The organism is Aromatoleum tolulyticum, assembly GCF_900156155.1.
Taxonomy (GTDB): Bacteria; Pseudomonadota; Gammaproteobacteria; order Burkholderiales; family Rhodocyclaceae; genus Aromatoleum; species Aromatoleum tolulyticum.
Window position 1 is genome coordinate 148,035 of record NZ_FTMD01000006.1, and the last position, 20,366, is coordinate 168,400.

At 68.3% G+C, this 20,366-nt stretch carries 15 protein-coding genes; 9 read left to right on the forward strand and 6 right to left on the reverse strand.

The annotated features are described in order from the left end of the window. Positions 1 to 54 precede the first annotated feature (54 nt). The 7 genes from BW991_RS10865 to BW991_RS10895 all read left to right on the forward strand — a co-directional run bounded on the left by BW991_RS10865 (position 55) and on the right by BW991_RS10895 (position 8,141). The gene (locus BW991_RS10865; protein WP_076602130.1) at positions 55 to 630 is read left to right on the forward strand and encodes an aminodeoxychorismate/anthranilate synthase component II; all 576 of its coding nucleotides are present in this window, start codon (positions 55 to 57) and stop codon (positions 628 to 630) included. Between the two features lie 57 nt (positions 631 to 687). Next, positions 688 to 1,719: an anthranilate phosphoribosyltransferase gene (trpD, locus tag BW991_RS10870; RefSeq protein WP_076602131.1), complete on the forward strand. Its 1,032-nt coding sequence runs from the start codon at positions 688 to 690 to the stop codon at positions 1,717 to 1,719. A gap of 13 nt (positions 1,720 to 1,732) precedes the next feature. Next, positions 1,733 to 2,521 carry an indole-3-glycerol phosphate synthase TrpC gene (gene trpC, locus BW991_RS10875; protein WP_076602132.1) on the forward strand — a complete coding sequence of 263 codons (789 nt, stop codon included), beginning with the start codon at positions 1,733 to 1,735 and terminating at the stop codon, positions 2,519 to 2,521. Positions 2,522 to 2,533: 12 nt separating this feature from the next. After that, positions 2,534 to 6,571, forward strand: coding sequence for a translocation/assembly module TamB domain-containing protein (locus BW991_RS10880; protein WP_076602133.1), 4,038 nt, complete (start codon positions 2,534 to 2,536; stop codon positions 6,569 to 6,571). A gap of 57 nt (positions 6,572 to 6,628) precedes the next feature. After that, positions 6,629 to 7,192 (forward strand): peptide-methionine (S)-S-oxide reductase MsrA, encoded by a 564-nt coding sequence (msrA, locus tag BW991_RS10885; protein WP_076602134.1) that lies wholly within the window; start codon positions 6,629 to 6,631, stop codon positions 7,190 to 7,192. Between the two features lie 32 nt (positions 7,193 to 7,224). Next, a complete protein-coding gene (locus tag BW991_RS10890) occupies positions 7,225 to 7,569 on the forward strand; it encodes an FKBP-type peptidyl-prolyl cis-trans isomerase (protein ID WP_076602135.1) in 345 nt (114 codons plus the stop codon). Positions 7,570 to 7,682: 113 nt separating this feature from the next. Continuing rightward, on the forward strand, positions 7,683 to 8,141 hold the full coding sequence (locus BW991_RS10895) for an Lrp/AsnC family transcriptional regulator (protein WP_076602136.1): 459 nt from the start codon (positions 7,683 to 7,685) through the stop codon (positions 8,139 to 8,141). 45 nt (positions 8,142 to 8,186) lie between these two features. Here BW991_RS10895 and BW991_RS10900 read toward each other — a convergent pair whose 3' ends face one another. The 6 genes from BW991_RS10900 to BW991_RS10925 all read right to left on the reverse strand — a co-directional run bounded on the left by BW991_RS10900 (position 8,187) and on the right by BW991_RS10925 (position 14,585). Continuing rightward, positions 8,187 to 8,942, reverse strand: coding sequence for an ABC transporter ATP-binding protein (locus BW991_RS10900; RefSeq protein WP_076602137.1), 756 nt, complete (start codon positions 8,940 to 8,942; stop codon positions 8,187 to 8,189). Further along, positions 8,932 to 9,702 (reverse strand): ABC transporter ATP-binding protein, encoded by a 771-nt coding sequence (locus BW991_RS10905; RefSeq protein ID WP_076602138.1) that lies wholly within the window; start codon positions 9,700 to 9,702, stop codon positions 8,932 to 8,934. The genes BW991_RS10900 and BW991_RS10905 overlap by 11 nt, the downstream gene beginning before the upstream one ends. Further along, entirely contained in the window at positions 9,699 to 10,787 is a 1,089-nt protein-coding gene (locus tag BW991_RS10910; protein ID WP_076602139.1) for an ABC transporter permease subunit, read from the reverse strand. The genes BW991_RS10905 and BW991_RS10910 overlap by 4 nt, the downstream gene beginning before the upstream one ends. Positions 10,788 to 10,806: 19 nt before the next feature. After that, positions 10,807 to 11,739: a branched-chain amino acid ABC transporter permease gene (locus BW991_RS10915; RefSeq protein ID WP_076602140.1), complete on the reverse strand. Its 933-nt coding sequence runs from the start codon at positions 11,737 to 11,739 to the stop codon at positions 10,807 to 10,809. A 165-nt stretch (positions 11,740 to 11,904) separates the two neighbouring features. Further along, positions 11,905 to 13,038 carry a branched-chain amino acid ABC transporter substrate-binding protein gene (locus BW991_RS10920; RefSeq protein WP_076602141.1) on the reverse strand — a complete coding sequence of 378 codons (1,134 nt, stop codon included), beginning with the start codon at positions 13,036 to 13,038 and terminating at the stop codon, positions 11,905 to 11,907. Positions 13,039 to 13,487: 449 nt separating this feature from the next. Beyond that, positions 13,488 to 14,585 (reverse strand): hypothetical protein, encoded by a 1,098-nt coding sequence (locus BW991_RS10925; protein WP_139335918.1) that lies wholly within the window; start codon positions 14,583 to 14,585, stop codon positions 13,488 to 13,490. A gap of 280 nt (positions 14,586 to 14,865) precedes the next feature. Between BW991_RS10925 and BW991_RS10930 the strand changes: the two genes are divergently transcribed. Further along, on the forward strand, positions 14,866 to 16,137 hold the full coding sequence (locus BW991_RS10930; protein ID WP_076602143.1) for an Hsp70 family protein: 1,272 nt from the start codon (positions 14,866 to 14,868) through the stop codon (positions 16,135 to 16,137). 561 nt (positions 16,138 to 16,698) lie between these two features. Then, positions 16,699 to 20,304, forward strand: coding sequence for an indolepyruvate ferredoxin oxidoreductase family protein (locus tag BW991_RS10935; RefSeq protein ID WP_076602144.1), 3,606 nt, complete (start codon positions 16,699 to 16,701; stop codon positions 20,302 to 20,304). The last annotated feature ends 62 nt before the right edge of the window (positions 20,305 to 20,366 follow it).

Consider the following 20,366-nt stretch of genomic DNA (forward strand, 5'->3'; position numbering starts at 1 on the left):
CGATTCCGCCGTCCGGTCCGCCCCGCGGGCCGGCGCGCAAGAAGGAATGCATCCATGCTGCTGATGATCGACAACTACGACAGCTTCACCTACAACCTCGTGCAGTACTTCGGCGAGCTCGGGGCGCAGGTGAAGGTGTATCGCAACGACGAAATCACCCTCGAACAGATCGCGCTGATGAAGCCCGAGCAGCTCGTGATCTCGCCGGGACCCTGCACGCCGGCCGAGGCCGGCATCTCGGTGCCGGCGATCCGCGAGTTCGCCGGCAAGATCCCCCTCCTTGGCGTGTGCCTCGGCCACCAGAGCATCGGCGCGGCCTTCGGCGGCAAGATCGTGCACGCCAAGCGCCTGATGCACGGCAAGACTTCGCCGGTTCATCATCAGGACGTCGGCGTGTTCAGGGGCCTGCCCAACCCGGTGACGTGCACGCGCTACCATTCGCTGGCGATCGAACGCGAGAGCCTGCCCGACTGCCTCGAGGTGACGGCGTGGACCGACGACGGCGAGATCATGGGCGTGCGCCACAAGACGCTCGCGGTCGAGGGGGTGCAGTTCCACCCCGAGTCCATCCTGACCGAACACGGCCACGCGATGCTCAAGAATTTCCTCGACCAGAGCCGCGAGAAGTAAGAACTGAGGTGAACCCGAGCGCAGGCTCGTGGTCTGCATGAACAGACAAGGATTGCCATGACGATTACTGCCCAGGACGCGCTGCAGCGCACGATCGACCACCGCGAGATCTTCTACGACGAGATGCTGTCGCTGATGCGCCAGATCATGGCCGGCGAGATCTCGCCGGTGATGACCGCCGCGATCCTCACCGGCCTGCGCGTGAAGAAGGAGACGATCGGCGAGATCACCGCCGCCGCGACCGTGATGCGCGAGCTGTCGACCAAGGTGCAGGTCGCGGGGCCGGACCAGAACTTCCTCGACATCGTCGGGACCGGCGGCGACGGCGCCAACACCTTCAACATCTCGACGACGACGATCTTCGTCGCCGCGGCGGCCGGCGCACGCGTCGCCAAGCACGGCGGGCGCAGCGTGTCGTCGAAGAGCGGTGCCGCGGACGTGCTCGAGGCGCTGGGCGTGAAGCTCGGCGTGACGCCCGAACAGGTGGCGGCCTCGATCGAGGCCACCGGCATCGGCTTCATGTTCGCGCCGGCCCACCACAGCGCGATGAAGAACGTCGCGCCGGTGCGCCGCGAGATGGGCGTGCGCACGATCTTCAACATCCTCGGCCCGCTGACGAACCCCGCTGGCGCGCCGAACACGCTGATGGGCGTGTTCCACCCCGACCTCGTCGGCATCCAGGCACGCGTGATGGAGCGCCTTGGTGCGAAGCACGTGCTGGTCGTCTACGGCCTGGACGGCATGGATGAGGTGAGCCTGGGCGCTGCGACGATGGTCGGCGAGCTGAAGGACGGCGCGATCCGCGAGTACCAGATCCATCCCGAGGACTTCGGCATGGCGATGGCCGGCACGCGCAACCTGCAGGTGCAGAGCGCCGAGGAGTCGAAGGCGGTGCTGCTCGGCGTGCTCGACAACAAGCCGGGCCCGGCGCGCGACATCGTGATCCTGAACGCGGGGGTGGCGCTGTACACGGCGAACCTCGCCGACTCGATCGCTGAAGGTATCGTGCGTGCGCGCGAGATCATCGCCAGTGGCGCGGCGCGGGCGAAGCTCGAGGCGTTCCTCGCCTTCAACCGCCAGTTCGCGTGAGGCAGGCACCAGCATGAGTGACATCCTGAACAAGATCCTCGCCGTGAAGGCCGAGGAAGTGGCGGCGGGCAAGGCACTTCGACCCCTCGAGCGCGTGCGTGCGGAGGCCGAGTTCGCGCCGGCAGCGCGCGATTTCGTCGGCGCGATGCGCGCGAAGATCGCGGCCGGTGACGCCGCGGTGATCGCCGAGGTCAAGAAGGCGAGCCCGTCGAAGGGCGTGATCCGCGCGGACTTCCGCCCGGCCGAAATCGCCGTGCAGTACGAGCGCGCGGGAGCGGCCTGCCTGTCGGTGCTGACCGACCGCCAGTTCTTCCAGGGGGCGCCCGAGTACCTGCAGGCGGCGCGTGCGGCGTGCGCCCTGCCGGCGCTGCGCAAGGACTTCCTCGTCGACGCGTGGCAGGTGTACGAGGCGCGCGCGATGGGCGCGGATGCGATCCTGCTGATCGCGGCGGCGCTCGATCTCGCGCAGATGCAGGAGATGGAGGCGATCGCGGCGAGTCTGGGCATGGCCGTGCTCGTCGAGGTGCATGACGCGGCCGAGCTCGACGTCGCGCTGCAGCTCGCGACCCCGCTCGTCGGCATCAACAACCGCAACCTGCGCAGCTTCGAGGTCAGCCTGCAGACGACGCTGGACCTGCTGCCGCGCGTCCCCGCCGGACGCATCGTCGTCACCGAGTCCGGCATTCTCAAGCCGCAGGACGTGGCGCTGATGCGGTCGAACGCCGTGCACGCCTTCCTCGTCGGCGAAGCCTTCATGCGTGCGCCGGATCCGGGCGAGGAGTTGCGCGCGCTGTTCGGCTGAGCGGAGCGACGCATGACGTCGCCGGTCCCCGCCAAACCGGTTCGCCCGCGCCGACGGGCGGCGAGGCTGTGGCTGGCGGCGCTCGCGCTGCCGGCGCTGGTCGCACTGGCGGCGGCGTGGCTGGTGCTGACCGAATCCGGCCTGCGGGCGGCCGCCGTCCTTGCGGCGGTGCTGAGCGGCGGACAGGTGACGCTGGACTCCCCGGACGGTCGCCTTGCGGGGCCGCTGCGCATCGGGGTGCTGCGCATCGACGGCCCCGACCTGCGCCTGCGGGTCGAAGGGCTAACGCTGACCTGGCGTCCGGGCGCCTTGTTCGACGGCGGCATCGCGATCGACGAACTCGCGGCCGAGCGGGTCGACATCGCCACGCGTCCGCAGGCTGAACCCGCGCAGCGGACGCCCCCCGAATCCCTTGTGCTGCCGGTGTCCCTGGCGGCGCAATCGCTCGGCATCGGCCGGCTTGTCGTGCACGCATGGGCGGACGGTGAACTCGCCGCTGCCGGGGCCGTCTTCGAAATCGCCGATCTCGCGGCCCGCGCACGCAGCGATGGCGGCCGCCATCGCATCGAATCCCTTGCGGCGACCCTGCCCTTCGGGCGGGCCGAGTTCGCCGGCGAGATCGACGGGCGCGCGCCGTTCGCACTGTCTGCGAGCGCGGCGCTGACCGGGACGAGCAACGGGCACGAATACCGGTTGCAGTTCGTCGCGGACGGTAATCTGCTTGCGCCGCAGCTGCGGATCGAGGCCCAGGGGGCAGGGCTGAGCGGTGACGGCGAGGTGCTGGGGGCTCCGTTCGAAGCGGTGCCCGTGCGCCGGCTGCGCCTCGCGCTGGGCGATCTCGACCCGTCCGTGTTCGAGCCTTCCGCGCCGCGCGCGGCGCTGCGCATCGCGGCGGACCTGTCGGCGCAGGGCGAGGGGCAGGGCGAGGGGCAGGGGGGCTGGGGATTGTCGGGGCCGGTGACGATCGAGAATCTTCATCCCGACGCGATCGACCGGCAGGGCTTGCCCTTCACGAAGCTGGCCGCACGCCTGCTCTGGACGCCCGAGCGGGTGCGGGCCGAAGACCTGATCCTGCGGCTGGCGGGAGCCGGGCGGGTCACCGGCGACGTGGATTGGCGGCCGGGGGGACGAGGTACTGCGCCAGGGGAGGGCGCGGACGGGGCGGCAACGGCGCCCCCCGCGGCCGACCCGCTCGGCCGTTTGAGCGCCACGCTGCAGCTGGCGGGCGTCGAGCTGCAGCGCCTGGATGGACGTCTGCCTCCCTCGGTGCTGGTCGGCCGGCTGAACGCCGACGGCGACCGCGAGCGCCAGAGCGCGGAGCTCGATTTGCGCGTCAAGGACATGCGCATGCGTGCCCAGGCGGTGCTGACCGCGCAGGGGGAGGCCGGGGTGCGCAGCCTCGCCGCGAGCGGCGACGTGGCGTCCTTCGATCCCCGTTTCTTCATCGCCGACGCGCCCGAGGCGAAGTTGAATCTGGATTTCCGCCTCGCTGCGACGCTGGGCGACATAGCCCGCTACGAGACCGCCGTCGACCTGCAGCAGGGACAACTGCGCGGAAAGCCGGTGCGCGGGAAGCTGCGTGCGGTCGTCGAAGGGGCACGCCTCGCCGATGGCGAACTGGACGTGGATCTCGCCGGCAACCGCGTGCGCGCGCGCGGCGCCTGGGGCGCTTTGCGGGACGTGCTGAAGGTGGATGTGGATGCGCCGGCGCTCGCGGCGCTCGATGCGCGGCTCGGCGGCCGGCTGACGTTCGCGGGAAGCCTTTCCGGGGGCGCCGCTCAGCCGGCCGGCAGCGTGAAGTTCGCGGCCGAGGCGCTGCGCCTGCCGGGCGATGTCCGCATTGCGTCGGCCGACGGCGAGGGGCTGCTCGCGGCGGGGGCGGACGGCGAGGTCCGGCTTGCGATGGGGCTGCGGGGGCTGAAGTCGGTCGCCCGCGACGCGCAAAAGCCGCCGACCGGTGGGCAGTCCGCCGACGAGCCGGACTGGGTGACGGAGGCGAGCCTGCGGATCGGCGGGACCCGGCGGGCGCATGCCGTCGATGTCGTCGCCAGCGGCCTGGGGGGCGACAGCCTGCGCCTGCGGCTGGAAGGCGGGCTCGCCGGCGACGCGTCGGAAGCGCGCACGGCGGACGGCACCGGGGACGGCAGCGCGGCATGGCGCGGACGTCTGGCGACACTGGAAACGGGCGGGCGCTGGCCCACGCGCCTGACCGCGTCGGCGCCGCTGGAGCTCGGACCGCAGCGCGTGCTGCTGGGCGCGGCGGCGCTCGATGCCGGCGAGCGCGGGCGCATCCGCCTGGACGAGACCAGCTGGTCGCCGCAGCGGATCGTCGCGCGCGGTTCCCTGACCGGTCTCGCCTTCGGCCTGGTGGCGCGTCCCGACGGGCGTCCGCGTCGCGGGCCGGGGCCGCTGGTGCTCGGGGCGGAATGGAACCTGACGCTGGCCGACGTGGCGCAGGGTTCGGCGCGCGTGTTCCGTGAGGCGGGCGACCTGACCGTGACCGGCGAGATCCCGGCGCGCCTGGGACTGGAGCACCTGGAGGCGCGCCTCGGCGCCCACGACAACCGCCTCGCGCTGGCCGTGGAGGCGCGCGGCAGCGAGCTGGGCGAACTGGCCGGCGCCGCGACCGCACAGGCGGAGCGCACGCCGGGCGGCGGCTGGCGTCTCGCGCCCGATGCGGCGCTGCTCGGTTCGGCACACCTGGCGATGCCGTCGGTGGCCTGGGTCGGGCGGCTGATGCAGGAGAACGTCGTCACCGGCGGCAGCCTCGGTGCGAGCCTGGCGCTCGCCGGCACGCCGGCCGCACCGCGGGCGAGCGGCACGATCACGGGGCGGGAGCTGTCGCTGGCGCTGGTGGATCAGGGCCTGCACCTGTCGGGCGGGGATCTGCAGGCGGAGTTCGACCGCGACCGCTTGCGGCTCGCACGCCTCGAATTCGTATCGCCCAACCGGGTACGCCCGCGCGACCCCCGCCCGCCGGTGGCGCGGCTCACGGCCACGCCGGGGCGTCTCAGCGCGAGCGGCGAGATCGCGCTGGACAGCGGCAAGGGCCATTTCGTCTTCGACGCCGAGCGCCTGCCGATCCTGCAGCGCGGCGACCGCTGGCTGATCCTGTCCGGCGTCGGCGCGGCCAACAGCACCTGGACGCACGTGGACCTTGCAGCGAACCTGAGCGCCGATGCAGGCTACATCGAGCTGGCCGATACGCCTGCGCCGAGCCTCTCGGACGACGTCGTGATCCTCGGCCGCGAACCGCGCACCAGCGGCGGCGGGCTGCGGGTCGCGGCCGACGTCGCGGTGGCGCTGGGGGATCACTTCTACCTGTCGGCGCTGGGGGTCGATACGCGCCTGACCGGCGGGCTGCGCCTGCGCCTGCGCGATGGCGTGCCGCCGAGCGCGATCGGCACGATCGCGACGTCCGGCGGGACCTACCGCGGCTACGGCCAGTTGCTGGCGATCGAGCGCGGGCGGATCAACTTCCAGGGCGCGCCCGACAACCCCGGCCTGAACGTCGTCGCGCTGCGCAAGGGCCTGGCGGTCGAGGCGGGCATCGAGATCGTCGGCAGTGCGCGGCGACCCCGCATCCGGCTGGTGTCGGAGCCGAACGTGCCCGACCCCGAAAAGTTGTCGTGGATCGTGCTCGGGCGTGCGCCGAGCGCGGGCGGCGGCGGGGATATGGGGCTGCTGCTGCCGGCGGCGCAAGCCCTGTTGGGCGGGGCTGGCGGCGGCATGACCGAGCAGCTGTCGCGCAGCCTCGGCTTCGACGAATTGAGCATCGGCCAGGGAGAAGTTGGCGGTGTCACCCGAACTGCCACCAGCCGCGTTGTCGGAGAAGGTACCATCGTAACTGGTGGCGACAACGTCGGCGGGCAGGTTCTGACGCTGGGCAAGCGGCTGTCGTCGGACCTCGTCCTGTCCTTCGAGCAGAGCCTGGGCGGGGCCGAAAGCCTCGTCAAGCTGACGTATCAGCTCAGTCGCAGGGTGTCGCTGGTGGCGCGCGGCGGGAGCGACAACGCGGCCGATATCTATTACACGATCTCGTTCGAATAACGGGAATCGCGGCCCGACGATGCTGTCTTAATCGCGGGCATCCACGGAGACACATGCATGACGAAGAACGACGCACCCGCAGCACGCGAGACCGCCATTCTCGCGGGGGGATGTTTTTGGTGCCTCGAAGCAGTGTTCAAGGAAGTGAACGGCGTGGAGTCGGTGACTTCGGGCTACATCGGCGGGCGTGTCGAGGCGCCCACCTACCGGCAAGTCTGCGACGGCGGCACCGGTCACGCCGAGGCGGTGCAGATCGTCTTCGACCCGGCGGTGGTGAGCTATCGTGACCTGCTGGAGATCTTCTTCGTCATCCATGACCCCACGAGCCTGAACCGCCAGGGCAACGACATCGGCACGCAGTACCGCTCGGCGATCTTTGCGGTGAGCGACGAGCAGCTGCACACGGCGCTGGATCTGATCGAGCACATGGGGGAGGCGCGCGTCTATCCGAGCGCGATCGTCACCAAGGTCGAGCGTGCGGGCACCTTCTGGCCCGCCGAGCCCTATCATCACAATTATTACGCGAACAACTCGGACCAGCCCTACTGCCAGTACATCGTCGCGCCGAAGATCTCCAAGTTCCGCGAGAAGTTCGCCAGCCGGCGTCGACGGGGCGGTTAGAATCGCGGTTTTAACCCCGCAGGAGAGTTCCGATGTCCCAAAACACCACCGCCAGCGGCCTCGTCATCGAAGAGCTGGAAGTCGGCAGCGGCGCCACCGCCGCCGCGGGCAAGCGCGTGTCGGTGCATTACACCGGCTGGCTGACCGACGGCCGCAAGTTCGATTCGAGCAAGGACCGCAACGACCCCTTCGACTTCCCGCTGGGCGCCGGTCACGTGATCCGCGGCTGGGACGAAGGCGTGCAGGGCATGCAGGAAGGCGGCAAGCGCAAGCTGACGATCCCGCCCGAGCTGGGCTACGGCGCGCGCGGCGCGGGCGGCGTGATCCCCCCGAACGCGACGCTGGTGTTCGAGGTCGAGCTGTTGAAGGTTTTCTGATCACCTAGAACGACAAGGGGCCACGCATAGGCCCCGGTGTCGCGCCACCGGGCATCCGGCCGGCGCGCCGCCACGGGCGCCCGTTCGCCCGTCACGACAACAAGAGGGGAGACATGAAACTCGATCCGGTACAGCGGCGCATCCTCGCGTTGCTGCAGAAGGACTCGACGATCAGCACGCAGAATCTCGCCGAGAAGGTGGGGCTTTCATCGTCGCCGTGCTGGCGGCGGGTGCGCGAGCTGGAAGAGGCGGGTCTGATCCGCGGCTACGTCGCCCTGCTCGACCGCAGGAAGCTCGGGTTGGAGACCTGCGTGTGGGTGCGCGTGAAGCTCAAGAAGCACAGCGCCGACGTGCTCGACCGCTTCGAGCAGGCGGTGAAGGGCTGCGACGAGGTCATCGAATGCTACGAGCTGCTCGGCGAGACGGACTGCCTGCTGAAGCTCTACCTGCCCAACCTCGAAGCGCTGTCGTCCTTCATGCACAATTTCCTGCTGAAGATCCCGGAAGTCGACGTCACCAATTCGAGCGTCGCGCTGCGCGAGATCAAGAACGAGACGGCGTTGCCGCTGTAGGGCGGGCAACGCCGTCGTTGGTGACGTCCTGAACGGCGGCCGGACTCAGGCCGCGGCCAGTTCCGCGATGTCTTCGCCCAGGTAGGCGCTGCGCACCTTCGGGTCGTCGAGCAGCGCCTTGCCGGTGCCTTCCAGCGTGACCCGGCCGCCTTCCATCACGTAGGCGCGTTCCGACACTTCGAGCGCGAGGTTGGCGTTCTGCTCGACCAGCAGCACGCCCATACCTTCGCGCGTGATCGAGTGGATCACCTCGAAGATCTTCTCGACCACCAGCGGTGCGAGGCCCATCGACGGTTCGTCGAGCAGCAGCACCTGCGGGCGCGACAGCAGCGCGCGGCCGATCGCGACCATCTGCTGCTCGCCGCCGGACAGCGTGCCGGCGACCTGGTTGAGGCGCTCCTTCACGCGCGGCAGCAGCGCGAACACCTTCTCCATGTCGGCGGCGATGCCGTCCGTGTCGCGGCGCGTGTAGGCGCCGGTCTGCAGGTTCTCGGCGACGGTCAGGCGCGTGAAGATGCCGCGGCCTTCCGGCACGAGGGCGAGGCCCTTGCGCAGGCGCAGGTGCGAGGGCAGCTTGCCGATCTCCTGCCCGGCGTACAGGATCTCGCCGCCGCTGTGCGGCACGACGCCGGCCAGCGTGTTGAGCGTCGTCGTCTTGCCGGCGCCGTTGGCGCCGATCAGCGATACCAGCTCGCCCTTGCGCAGGGTGAGGTCGATGCCCTTGACTGCCTGGATGCCGCCGTAGGCGACCTTGAGGCCGCGGACTTCGAGGATCGGAGCGTTGGAGTTTTCAGTGCGCACGGTGGCCTCCCAGATAGGCGCGAATGACGTCGGGGTCGCGCTGGACCTCGGCCGGGGTGCCTTCGGCGATCTTCTTGCCGAAGTCGAGGACGGCGACGCGGTCGCACAGTCCCATGATGAGTTTCACGTCGTGCTCGATCAGCAGCACGGTGATGCCGTCGCCGCGGATCGTCTCGACCAGCGTGCGCAGGCCGACGGTCTCGGTCGCGTTCATGCCGGCCGCCGGCTCGTCGAGCGCGAGGAGCTGCGGCTCGGTCGCCAGCGCGCGGGCGATCTCCAGCCGGCGCTGGTCGCCGTAGGAGAGGTTCCTCGCGACGGTGTCGGCGTGGCGGCCGATGCCGACGTAGTCGAGGATCTCCAGCGCGCGCTCCTGCATCAGGCGCTCCTCTTCGCGCGCGGCGCGGCTTTGCGTGAGGATGCCCCACACGCCCGCGGACGAGCGGATGTGGTGGCCGGCCATCACGTTCTCCAGCGCGGTGAGTTCGCGGAACAGGCGGATGTTCTGGAAGGTGCGGGCGATGCCGTGCTGCACGACCAGATGCGGCGTGGCCGCGGGCAACTCGGCGCCGTTCATGACGAACTCGCCGCCGTCGATCGCGTAGGCGCCCGTGAGCACGTTGAAGAAGGTGGTCTTGCCGGCGCCGTTGGGGCCGATGAGACCGTACACCTCGCCCTTGCGGATCGTCAGCGACACGTCGGTGAGCGCCTTCAGGCCGCCGAAGCGTTTATTCACGGCACGGGATTCGAGCAGGGTGATCATGCGTTCCTCCGGTCACGGTGGGCATAGCGGGTACGGGCGGGGAGCAGGCCGGCGGGGCGGACGAGCATCATCACGATCATCGCCAGCGACAGCAGCAGCATGCGCAGCACTTCGGGGTCGAGCAGGGTCTTGCCGAACAGCGCCATCTGCATCGGGACCGCGAAGTGGCGCAGCAGCTCGGGCAGCGCAGTGAGCATGATTGCGCCGACGATCACGCCGGCAAGGTTGCCCATGCCGCCGAGCACGATCATCGTCAGCACCACGATCGACTCCATCAGGCTGAAGCTCTCCGGGCTGACGAAGCCCTGGAAGGCGGCGAACAGGCCGCCCGAGACGCCGCCGAAGGTCGCGCCGAGCGCGAACGCGAGCAGCTTCATCATCCGGGTGTCGATGCCGATCGCCTTGGCCGCGAGTTCGTCGTCGCGGATCGCGGCCCAGGCGCGGCCGATGCGCGAGATCTGCAGGCGGCGCACGAGGATGATCGCGAACACCACGCACGCGAGGAAGGCGTAGTAGTACAGCAGCAGCGACGAGATCTGGAAGCCGAACAGATCGAGGTCGCGCGACAGGTCGAGCCCGGCGATCGTCAGCGGGTCGATCGAGTCGATGCCTTGCGGGCCGTTGGTGATGTTGATCGGCTGGTTCAGGTTGTTCATGAAGATGCGGATGATCTCGCCGAAGCCCAGCGTCACGATCGCGAGATAGTCGCCGCGCAATCGCAGGGTCGGGAAACCCAGCGCAATGCCCGCGAGGGCCGCAAAGGCCGCCCCCAATGGCAGCACGATCCAGAACGGCAGGTGGATGCCGAAATGCGGCGAGGCGAGGAAGGCCCAGGTGTAGGCGCCGACCGCATAGAACGCGATGTAGCCGAGGTCGAGCAGGCCGGCGAAGCCGACGACGAGGTTGAGGCCGATCGCGAGCAGCACGTACAGCAGCGCGAAGTCGAGCACGCGCACCCAGCTCTTGCCCATGGCGAGCGCGATCAGCGGCGCCGCGAGCGCGAGCAGGATGACGAGCGGGCGCTGCACGCGGCGGTCGAACGCGAAGCTCGCCGGCAGCGGAAGGGCGGAGGAAGTCGTGGTCATGGATGCTTTCCTGGGCAGGTCAGGCGCGGTCGGCGACGCGTTCGCCGAGCAGGCCGGACGGGCGGAAGATCAGGACGGCGCCGAGGATCATGAAGGCGAAGATGTCCTGGTAGCTCGAGTTGAGGAAGCCGAAGGTGAGGTGCTCGATGTAGCCCGCGCCGAAGCTCTCGACGAGGCCCAGCACGAGGCCGCCGACCATCGCGCCCGGCAGGTTGCCGATGCCGCCGAGCACCGCCGCGGTGAAGGCCTTGAGACCCGGCGTGAAGCCCATCGCGTAGTGTGCGATGGCGTAGTTCGACGCGAACAGCACGCCGGCGAGCGCGGCGAGGCCCGAGCCGATGATGAAGGTCGCGGCGATCACGCCGTTGGCGTTGATGCCCATCAGGCCGGCGACGCGGTGGTTCTCGGCGGTGGCGCGCATTGCGCGGCCGAGGCGGCTCTTGTTCACCAGCAGCATCAGCCCCCCCATCAGCGCGAAAGCGACGACGATGGTGAAGATCTGCAGCGGCGACACGACGACGCCGTCCATCGGCTGCATCGGGGTCGTCGACACGAGCTGCGGGAAGACGTGGAACTCGCGCCCCCAGATGATCATCGCCAGCGTCTGCAGCAGGAAGGACACGCCGATCGCGGTGATCAGCGGCGCCAGGCGCGGCGCGTTGCGCAGGCGGCGGTAACCGATGCGCTCGATCAGGTAGCCGACGGCCATGCACACGGGCACTGCGACGGCTACGCCGGCGAGCAGCAGGATTACCGGATGCAGCCCGGGGACCGCGGCGTTGAGCAGGGTCACGGTCTGCAGCGCGACCAGCGCGCCGATCATCACCAGCTCGCCATGCGCGAAGTTGATCAGGCCGAGGATGCCATAGACCATCGTGTAGCCCAGCGCGACGAGCGCATAGATGCTGCCCGACACCAGGCCGTTGAGTGTTTGTTGCAGGAAGGTTTCCATCGATTCACCCTTGGTGCTGTGCACACCCCGACGACAGATGCCGCCGGATTGCCGGACGAGCGCCGCCGCCGTGTCCGCCGTCGGGCGGCGGACACAGGGCGAGCGTCGTTTTCTGGGGGGGAGGTGCGCCGACCGCGGAACTGCCGGCCGGCGCGAGGAGAACGGTTACTGGATGGTCTGCAGCGGCGCCCACTTGCCGGCGTCGAAGTTGTAGACGGTGATCGAACCGCCCTTGATGTCGCCCTTGTCGTCGAACGCGACGGGGCCGGTCACGCCCTGGTAGGCGAGGCTGCGCAGTGCGGGCTGGTACTTGGCCGGCTCGACCGAGTTGGCCGTCTTCATCGCCTCGATGACCGACATCATCGCGTCGTAGGCGTACGGGGCATAGACGTGGATGTCGTTGCCGAAGCGCTGCTTGAACTGGGTGCGGAAGGCCGCGCCGCCGGGCATCTTGTCGAGCGGGATGCCGGCCTGGGTGCAGAAGGTGGTCGCCGACAGCGCGTCGCCCGCCATCTTGATCATCTCCCCGGTGCAGCCGCCGTCGCCGGTCAGCAGCTTGGCGGTCATGCCGAGCTGCTTCATCTGGCGCGCGAGCGGGGCGGCCTGCGCGTCCATGCCGCCGTAGAACACGGCGTCGGGGTTCATGGCCTTGATCTTGGTGAGGATCGCCATGAAGTCGGTGGCCTTGTCGTTGGTGAATTCGCGCCCGGCGATCTGGCCGCCGGAAGTCTTCACCGAGTTCGCGAAGGCGTCGGCGAGGCCCTGGCCGTAGGCGGTGCGGTCGTCGATCACGGCGATCTTCTTCGCCTTCAGCTGATCGACCGCGTACTTGCCGAGCGCGTTGCCCTGCTGCAGGTCATTGGCGATCACGCGGAAGGTCATCTTGTAGCCCTGCTGGGTCAGCTTGGGGCTGGTCGACGACGGGGTGATCACCGGGATGCCGGCCTGCTCGTAGATGCGCGAGGCGGGGATCGAGGCGCCGGAGGTGACGTGGCCGACCACGCCCTTCACGCCGGAGTCGGTCAGGCGCTGGGCGACGGTGGTCGCGGTGCGCGGGTCGGCCTGGTCGTCCTCGCTGACGAGTTCGAACTTGACCGTGTCGCCGCCGATCTTGATGCCCTTCGCGTTGGCGTCCTCGATCGCGAGGCGCGCGCCGTTCTCGCCATCCTTGCCGAAGGCCGCGGCCGGGCCGGTGAGCGGACCGGCATGGCCGATGCGCACGACGACTTCCTTGGCTTGAACTGCGCCGGCGGCGAGGGTGGCGGCAGCGAGGGCGAAAATCAGTTTGTTCTGCTTCATGGGTGTCTCCTCCTTGTGGGCGGTGCGCGGGTGCTGCTGCACAGGCGTGGCGGAGACGAAGGGACACCGGCCGCTCGCGCGGCAACCGGTCGATCCACGATGGTTTGTCTCCTGCCTGTATTTTTTTCGCAGCCGTTCGTGGGGCGGTTGCGAGGTGATGAATGGTACGGAGGGGCGTGCGGAATTGTTTTGCGGCTTTTGCGGGATTTACGGATACCGGGAGGAAAAATTTTCCTGCTTCGGGGGCGATCTCATCCGATTCGTGCCGGAAGGGCGTGGCGCGGTGCAACAACCGCCTTCTGCGCGGGTGATTCCCGTCAATGGGCTCGTGCCCTCGACATTGCGGGCCGGGGGGCGGCCGCGTCCTTCAAAGATGGCAGGTGTGCCCTACTGGCACAAATGCAAAGGCCGCCCGTGGGCGGCCTGAGCGAGCGGAACGCCTGGTTGTATCAATAAGTGAAACCGAGCGCCGCGCCGACAGGGTTCCCCGGTGCGACATCGGTGCGCAACTCACCTGCGCAGGCGGAGTTGGACGTCTGATGGAGCGCGGCGGCGAACTGGAAGGTCTTGCTGGCGGGCAAGGCTGACGCAACCGTTCCCTTCTTCACTTGCGAGTGGACCGTGGCAAGGAAGGAGGAGTCGGCGGGAATCGTCACATTCCGGAGGCACACCTGCTGGCCCTGCGGTGTGCCAAGACCGAAGCTCGAGAGGTCGAAGTTCTGCTGGTCGACCGCCCCGTTCTTGGAGTATGTGAAGACTGCGTTGCCGGCATTGTTCGACGGGTTGGTCTCGAAGTTGGGGTCCAGCGCGATCTTCAGATCGAAGTCCTGCTCGTTCGCGCAGGTGTTTGCAACCAGCACGTCATCCGAGAACTGCCCGGGAGCACTACTCGTTACCGTTCCCTTCTTGGCACCATTGGTCGCAACGTTCAGCGTCGTGGTAGTGATCTCGCTGCCGGTATCCTGGTTCGTGATGAAGTTGTAGGCCTTCAGGCAACTGTCGGGGTGGGCAAGCACCAGCTTCACCTGTACGTTCGTCACCGTGTCGAGCTTCGCGCCCGACGGATCGGTGACGAGTTTCAGATTTCCGACGAGGGTACAGCCGTCGCAGTTGAGGGCTGGATCGTTCGGCACGTTGCTGCCGATTGCGATGTCGATGACGGACGTGTCCTGGGCGGTATTCGACAACGGATTGAACTCGGCGGGGGACGGTGTCAGTTCGAGGTGGCTGCCACCGATCTGCTCGATCTTGAGCGTGAGGTCGGGCGAGTAGCTGGTCGATTGGCCGCCCGAGTAGTTCGCCTGCACGCCCCAGTTGAGCTTGAAACTGCCGAAGTCGCCGGCGGTAAAGGTGTAGCCCACCACCGTGTAGGTGAGCTGGATCGTGCCGACCGCGAAGGTGCCCTGTGCGTCCGGATTTCCGTTGTTCTGGATGATGGGCGTGCCGGTCCAGTCCGACACGCTGCTTTGAACGGCATCCTTCGCTGCGGCAGGATTCGCGAAGATGGCGAGGAGTGCCGCCGTGAGCAGAATATTCCGATATGTCATGCTTCCCATCCCTTTCGTGGTATGTCCGAGTTTCGATTCGATACGCAGGCGAAAGCGCATCGCTGTATTTCTTGTAACGTGATCGCGAGGTTAGGGGGGCGATCGACAGGGAGCGAGGAAATATGTAACAGTGTTTTGCATATGATTGACGCTGGAGGAGCGCCTGTTTTTTTCCGGACCCGGGCGGCCGTGCACCTCGGGGATGGGGACGACGCATCGCGGCTGGCCGCGCCGGTCGCTCTCCGGTAGCATCGGCGACCCGTCTCGACCTGTCCGTCACATGCAACAGCCCGCCCGCGCCTGCGGTATCGACTTCGGCACCTCCAACTCCACGGTCGGCTGGGTTCGCCCGGGCGCGGCGACCCTGCTCGCGCTCGAGGACGGCAAGCCGACGCTGCCTTCGGCGATCTTCTTCAACGCCGACGAGGAGACCACCGCGTTCGGCCGCGCTGCGCTGGCGGAATACCTGGACGGCTACGAAGGCCGCCTGATGCGCGCGCTGAAGAGCCTGCTCGGCAGCAGCCTGATCGAGGGCCAGACCGAGGTGCAGGGGCGGGCGCTACGCTTTCGCGATCTGCTCGCGAGCTTCATCGGCGAGCTGAAGTCGCGCGCCGAGGCGCAGGCCGGGCGCAGCTTCGACCAGGCGGTGTTCGGCCGTCCGGTGCGCTTCGTCGATGACGACGACGAGGCCGACCGCAGGGCGCAGCAGACGCTCGCCGAAATCGCAGCCCAAGTCGGCTTCCGCGACGTGAGCTTCCAGTTCGAGCCGATCGGCGCGGCGCTGCACTATGAACTGTCGCTCGCGCGCGAGGAGCTGGTGCTGATCGCCGACATTGGCGGCGGCACGGCAGACTTTTCGCTGGTGCGCCTGTCGCCCGAGCGTGCGCGCCGTTCGCACGACGAACACGACCGTCGCGAGGACCTGCTCGGCAACGGCGGCGTGCATATCGGCGGCACCGATTTCGACCGCGCGCTTAGCCTGGAATGCGTGATGCCGCTGTTGGGCTGCCGCAGCCGCATGAAGAGCGGCGCCGAGATTCCGTCCAGCATCTTCTTCCAGCTCGCGACCTGGCACACGATCAACTTCGCCTACACGCGACAGGCGTGGGTGGACCTGCAGAACGTCTATCGCGACGCCGCCGCGCGTACCGAACTGGACCGTCTCGCGACGCTGATCAGCCAGCGCGCGGGGCACTGGCTCGCGCTGCAGGTGGAGCAGGCGAAGATCGACCTGTCGGCGGCGCCCGCTGCGACCATGGACCTGGGGCGCCTCGAGGCCGGCCTCGGCCACACGATCACCGATGCCGACTTTGCCGATGCGACGCTGTCGCTGGTCGACCGCGTCGCGGCCTGCGTGCGCTCGCTGCTCGACGAGGCCGGCGTGCGGCGCGAGCAGGTCGACACGATCTATTTCACCGGCGGCGGCAGCGCGGTGCCGCAGCTGCGCGCGCGCATCGCCGCCGAACTGCCGCAGGCGCGCAGCGTCGAGGGCGACCTGTACGGCAGCATCGGCGCCGGTCTCGCAGTGGAGGCGGCGCGTCGCTACGGCTAGTGAAGTGGTTCGTTCTTGGAGGGACTTATCTTGCGTGCAGCAGTTTAGGTTCCGGCCGACGCCTTCCTTCGTGTGTCGCAGGTGCTCATTAGCAGGTACCTTCCCCTTCAAGGGGGCAAGGACGGGGTTTCGCGAAGCACCGCTTCGCGCCGTCCGAGCGGGCTGGCTGTGGAAAGCCAGCCCTGGGACGGACAGGATGGGGATGGGTTTCTCGCGGGCACTTCGGAGTCCCCCCTTCCCATCCCCGCACGGGAGTCTCCGCTTCGCTTCACCGGGCAATTTTCGCGCTCCAGCATGCTTGCTGCGCCGGGATGCTGCGGTGCAATGCCCGCAATTCGGGTGATATTTCCGAAAAATGCACGGTAGGGAAAATTTTTTCCTTCGGCGCGTGAATTCGCCTGCAACAAGAAAAAACTCCCCGACGCCATCTCCTTACGATGCTCACTCGCGTTCGATGCCGCGGACGCACACAACAGCAACCATACAGGAGACAACGTCGGCAGGCCGGATACGGGCGTCACGAGCGCCACGCGTCCAGCGGCTTGCGACGATTCACGCGCCATGTCGAATACCCATTCGAACACCCACTCCCCGCAGGCCCCCGCCGCCGTCGCGCTCGACGACAAATACACGCTCACCTCCGGCCGCGCCTACATGACCGGCATCCAGGCGCTGGTACGCCTGCCGATCATGCAGCGCCTGCGCGACCAGGCCGCGGGGCTCAACACCGCCGGCTTCGTCACCGGTTACCGCGGTTCGCCGCTGGGTAACGTCGACCAGGAATTCTGGAAGGCGAAGAAATACCTCGAACCGCATCACGTCCGCTTCCAGCCCGGTCTGAATGAAGACCTCGCGGCGACCGCGGTATGGGGCACGCAGCAGGTGAACCTCGACCCGAACGCGCTGTACGACGGCGTGTTCTCGATCTGGTACGGCAAGGGCCCGGGTGTCGACCGCACCGGCGACGTGTTCCGCCACGCCAACGCCGCGGGCACCTCGAAGCACGGCGGCGTGCTCGTGATCGCCGGTGACGACCACGGCGCGAAATCCTCGACGCTACCGCACCAGACCGAGCACGTCTTCAAGGCGATGATGATGCCGGTGCTCGCCCCCGCGGGGATCCAGGACTACCTCGAATACGGCCTGCACGGCTTCGCGCTGTCGCGCTACTCGGGCTGCTGGGTCGCGTTCAAGGCACTGACCGACACCGTCGAGACCTCGGCCTCGGTCGATATCGACCCGTTCAAGGTCGAGACGATCATCCCGGCCGACTTCCCGATCCCGGCCGACGGCCTCAACCTGCGCTGGCCCGATCCCCCGCTGGTGCAGGAAAAGCGCCTGATGCACCACAAGCTGTACGCCGCGCTCGCGTACTGCCGCGCCAACAAGCTCAACCAGACGGTGATCGACAGCCCGAACGCCAAGCTCGGCATCATCACCTCCGGCAAGAGCTACCTCGATGTACGCCAGGCCTTCGAAGACCTCGGCATCGACGACGCCACCGCCGCCGAGATCGGCATCCGCCTGTACAAGGTCGGCATGGTGTGGCCGCTCGAAGCCGAGGGCGTGCGCGAGTTCGCCGACGGCCTCGACGAAATCCTCGTCATCGAGGAGAAGCGCCAGTTCCTCGAGTACCAGCTGAAGGAAGAGCTCTACAACTGGAAGGAAAACGTCCGCCCGCGCGTGATCGGCAAGTTCGACGAGAAGGGCGAATGGGCCCTGCCGCACAGCGACTGGATGCTGCCCGCCGCGGGGGACCTCACGCCCGCGATGATCGCCCGCGTGATCGCCGCGCGCATCGCCCGCTTCTACACTTCCGACCGCATCAAGGCGCGCCTCGCCTTCTTCGACGCCAAGGAAGCTGCGCTCGCCAAGCCGCGCCTGTCGATCCAGCGCGTGCCGCACTACTGTTCGGGCTGCCCGCACAACACCTCGACCAAGGTGCCGGAAGGCTCGCGCGCGATCGCCGGCATCGGCTGCCACTACATGGCGACCTGGCTGTCGCCCGAGACGACGCAGACCTTCTGCCAGATGGGCGGCGAGGGCGTGCCCTGGGTCGGCCAGGCGCCGTTCACGAAGACGCCGCACGTCTTCGCCAACCTCGGCGACGGCACCTACATGCACTCGGGCATCCTCGCGATCCGCGCGGCGGTCGCGGCGAAGGTCAACATCACCTACAAGATCCTCTACAACGACGCCGTCGCGATGACCGGCGGCCAGCCGCACGACGGCACGCTGTCGGTGCCGATCATCGCGCGCCAGGTCCAGGCCGAAGGCGTCGGCAACATCATCGTCGTCAATGACGGACCGCGCGCCTACGGCCCGTCGGACCTGCCGCACGGGGTGCCGATCCGCCACCGCGACGAGCTCGACGCGGTGCAGCGCGAGCTGCGCGAAGTGCCGGGCGTCACCGCGATCATCTACGACCAGACCTGCGCCGCAGAGAAACGCCGCCGCAGGAAACGCGGCAAGTTCCCGGATCCCGCGCAGCGCGTCGTGATCAACGACTTGGTGTGCGAAGGCTGCGGCGACTGCAGCGAGAAGTCGAACTGCATGTCGGTGACGGCGGTGGAGACCGAGTTCGGCAGGAAGCGCACCATCGACCAGTCCGCGTGCAACAAGGACTTCTCGTGCGTGAAGGGCTTCTGCCCGAGCTTCGTGACGATCGAAGGCGGCAAGCTGCGTAAGGGCAAGGCCGCGACGGCGGCGGCGGACGTGTTCGCGTCGCTGCCCGAACCGACGCTGCCGGCGACCAATGCGCCGTGGGGCATCCTCATCACCGGCGTTGGCGGTACCGGCGTCGTGACGATCGGCGCGCTGCTCGGCATGGCCGCGCACCTCGAAGGCAAGGGCGTGTCGATCCTCGACATGGCCGGCCTCGCGCAGAAGGGCGGGGCGGTGTGGTCGCACGTCAAGATCGCCAACCGGCCCGAGGACATCTTCGCCGCGCGCGTCGCCGCCGGTGAAGCCAACGTCGTCATCGGCTGCGACCTCGTGGTGTCGGCGAGCGACGAATCGCTCGCGAAGATGCGTACCGGCCACACCCGCGTCGTCATCAACCGCGACCAGACCAACACCAGCGAATTCGTCCGCGGCTTTGCGGCGCAGGCCCGCAGCGGCAACGTGGTCAAGCACCCGGACCCGCAGTTCCCGGCCGGCTCGATGGAGTCCCAGATCGTCGACGCCGTCGGCAATCAGAACGTCGAGTTCCTCGAAGCCTCGCGCCTCGCCACCGCAATCCTCGGCGACTCGATCGCGACCAACCTCTTCATGCTCGGCTTCGCCTGGCAGCGCGGCCTCGTGCCGCTGACGCGCGACGCGATCATGCGTGCAATCGAGCTCAACGGCGCCGCGATCGAGGCCAACAAGTCCGCCTTCCAGTGGGGCCGCCGCGCCGCGGTCGATCCGGACGCCGTCGCCACGGCCGCGAAGCCGCAGCACGGCACGCCGGAGCATCACAAGCTGTCGGCCTCGCTCGACGAAGTGATCGCCCGTCGCAAGGCCTACCTCGCCGACTACCAGGACGCCGCCTACGCCGAACGCTACGCCAAGCTCGTCGAGCGCGTGCGTGCCGCGGAAGCGAAGGTCCAGCCGGGTATGACCCTGCTCACCGAAGCGGTCGCGCGGGGCTACCACAAGCTGCTGGCCTACAAGGACGAGTACGAAGTGGCGCGCCTCTACACCGACAGCGACTTCCTCAAGCGCGTCGAGGAGCAGTTCGAAGGCGACTACAAGCTCGTCTTCCACATGGCGCCGCCGGCCCTCGCCGACAAGGACCCGCAGACCGGTCAGCTGCAGAAGAAGAAGTACGGTCCGTGGATGCTCAAGGCGATGCGCGTGCTGGCGAAGATGAAGGGCCTGCGCGGCACGGCGCTCGACCCCTTCGCCCGCACCCACGACCGCAAGCTCGACCGCCAGCTGATCGCCGAGTACGAGCGCATCGTCGAGGAGATCCTCGTCGGCCTCGAGAAGTCGAACTTCGAAACCGCCGTCGAACTCGCGAACCTGCCCGAGCAGATCCGCGGCTTCGGCCACATCCGCGAGCGCTACCTGCGCAGTGCGCGGATGCGTGAAGGCCAACTCCTCGCGGCCTTCCGCCGCAAGGAGCGCCCGGCGGACGGCAACGGCGCCAAGGTCCGCAAGACCATTGCGGTGATTCCCGGCTAAACCCGTTGGGAGTCTCCGCTTCGCTCCGCCGTTCAGCAGGCGCGGAGCGGTGCTCCGCGAAA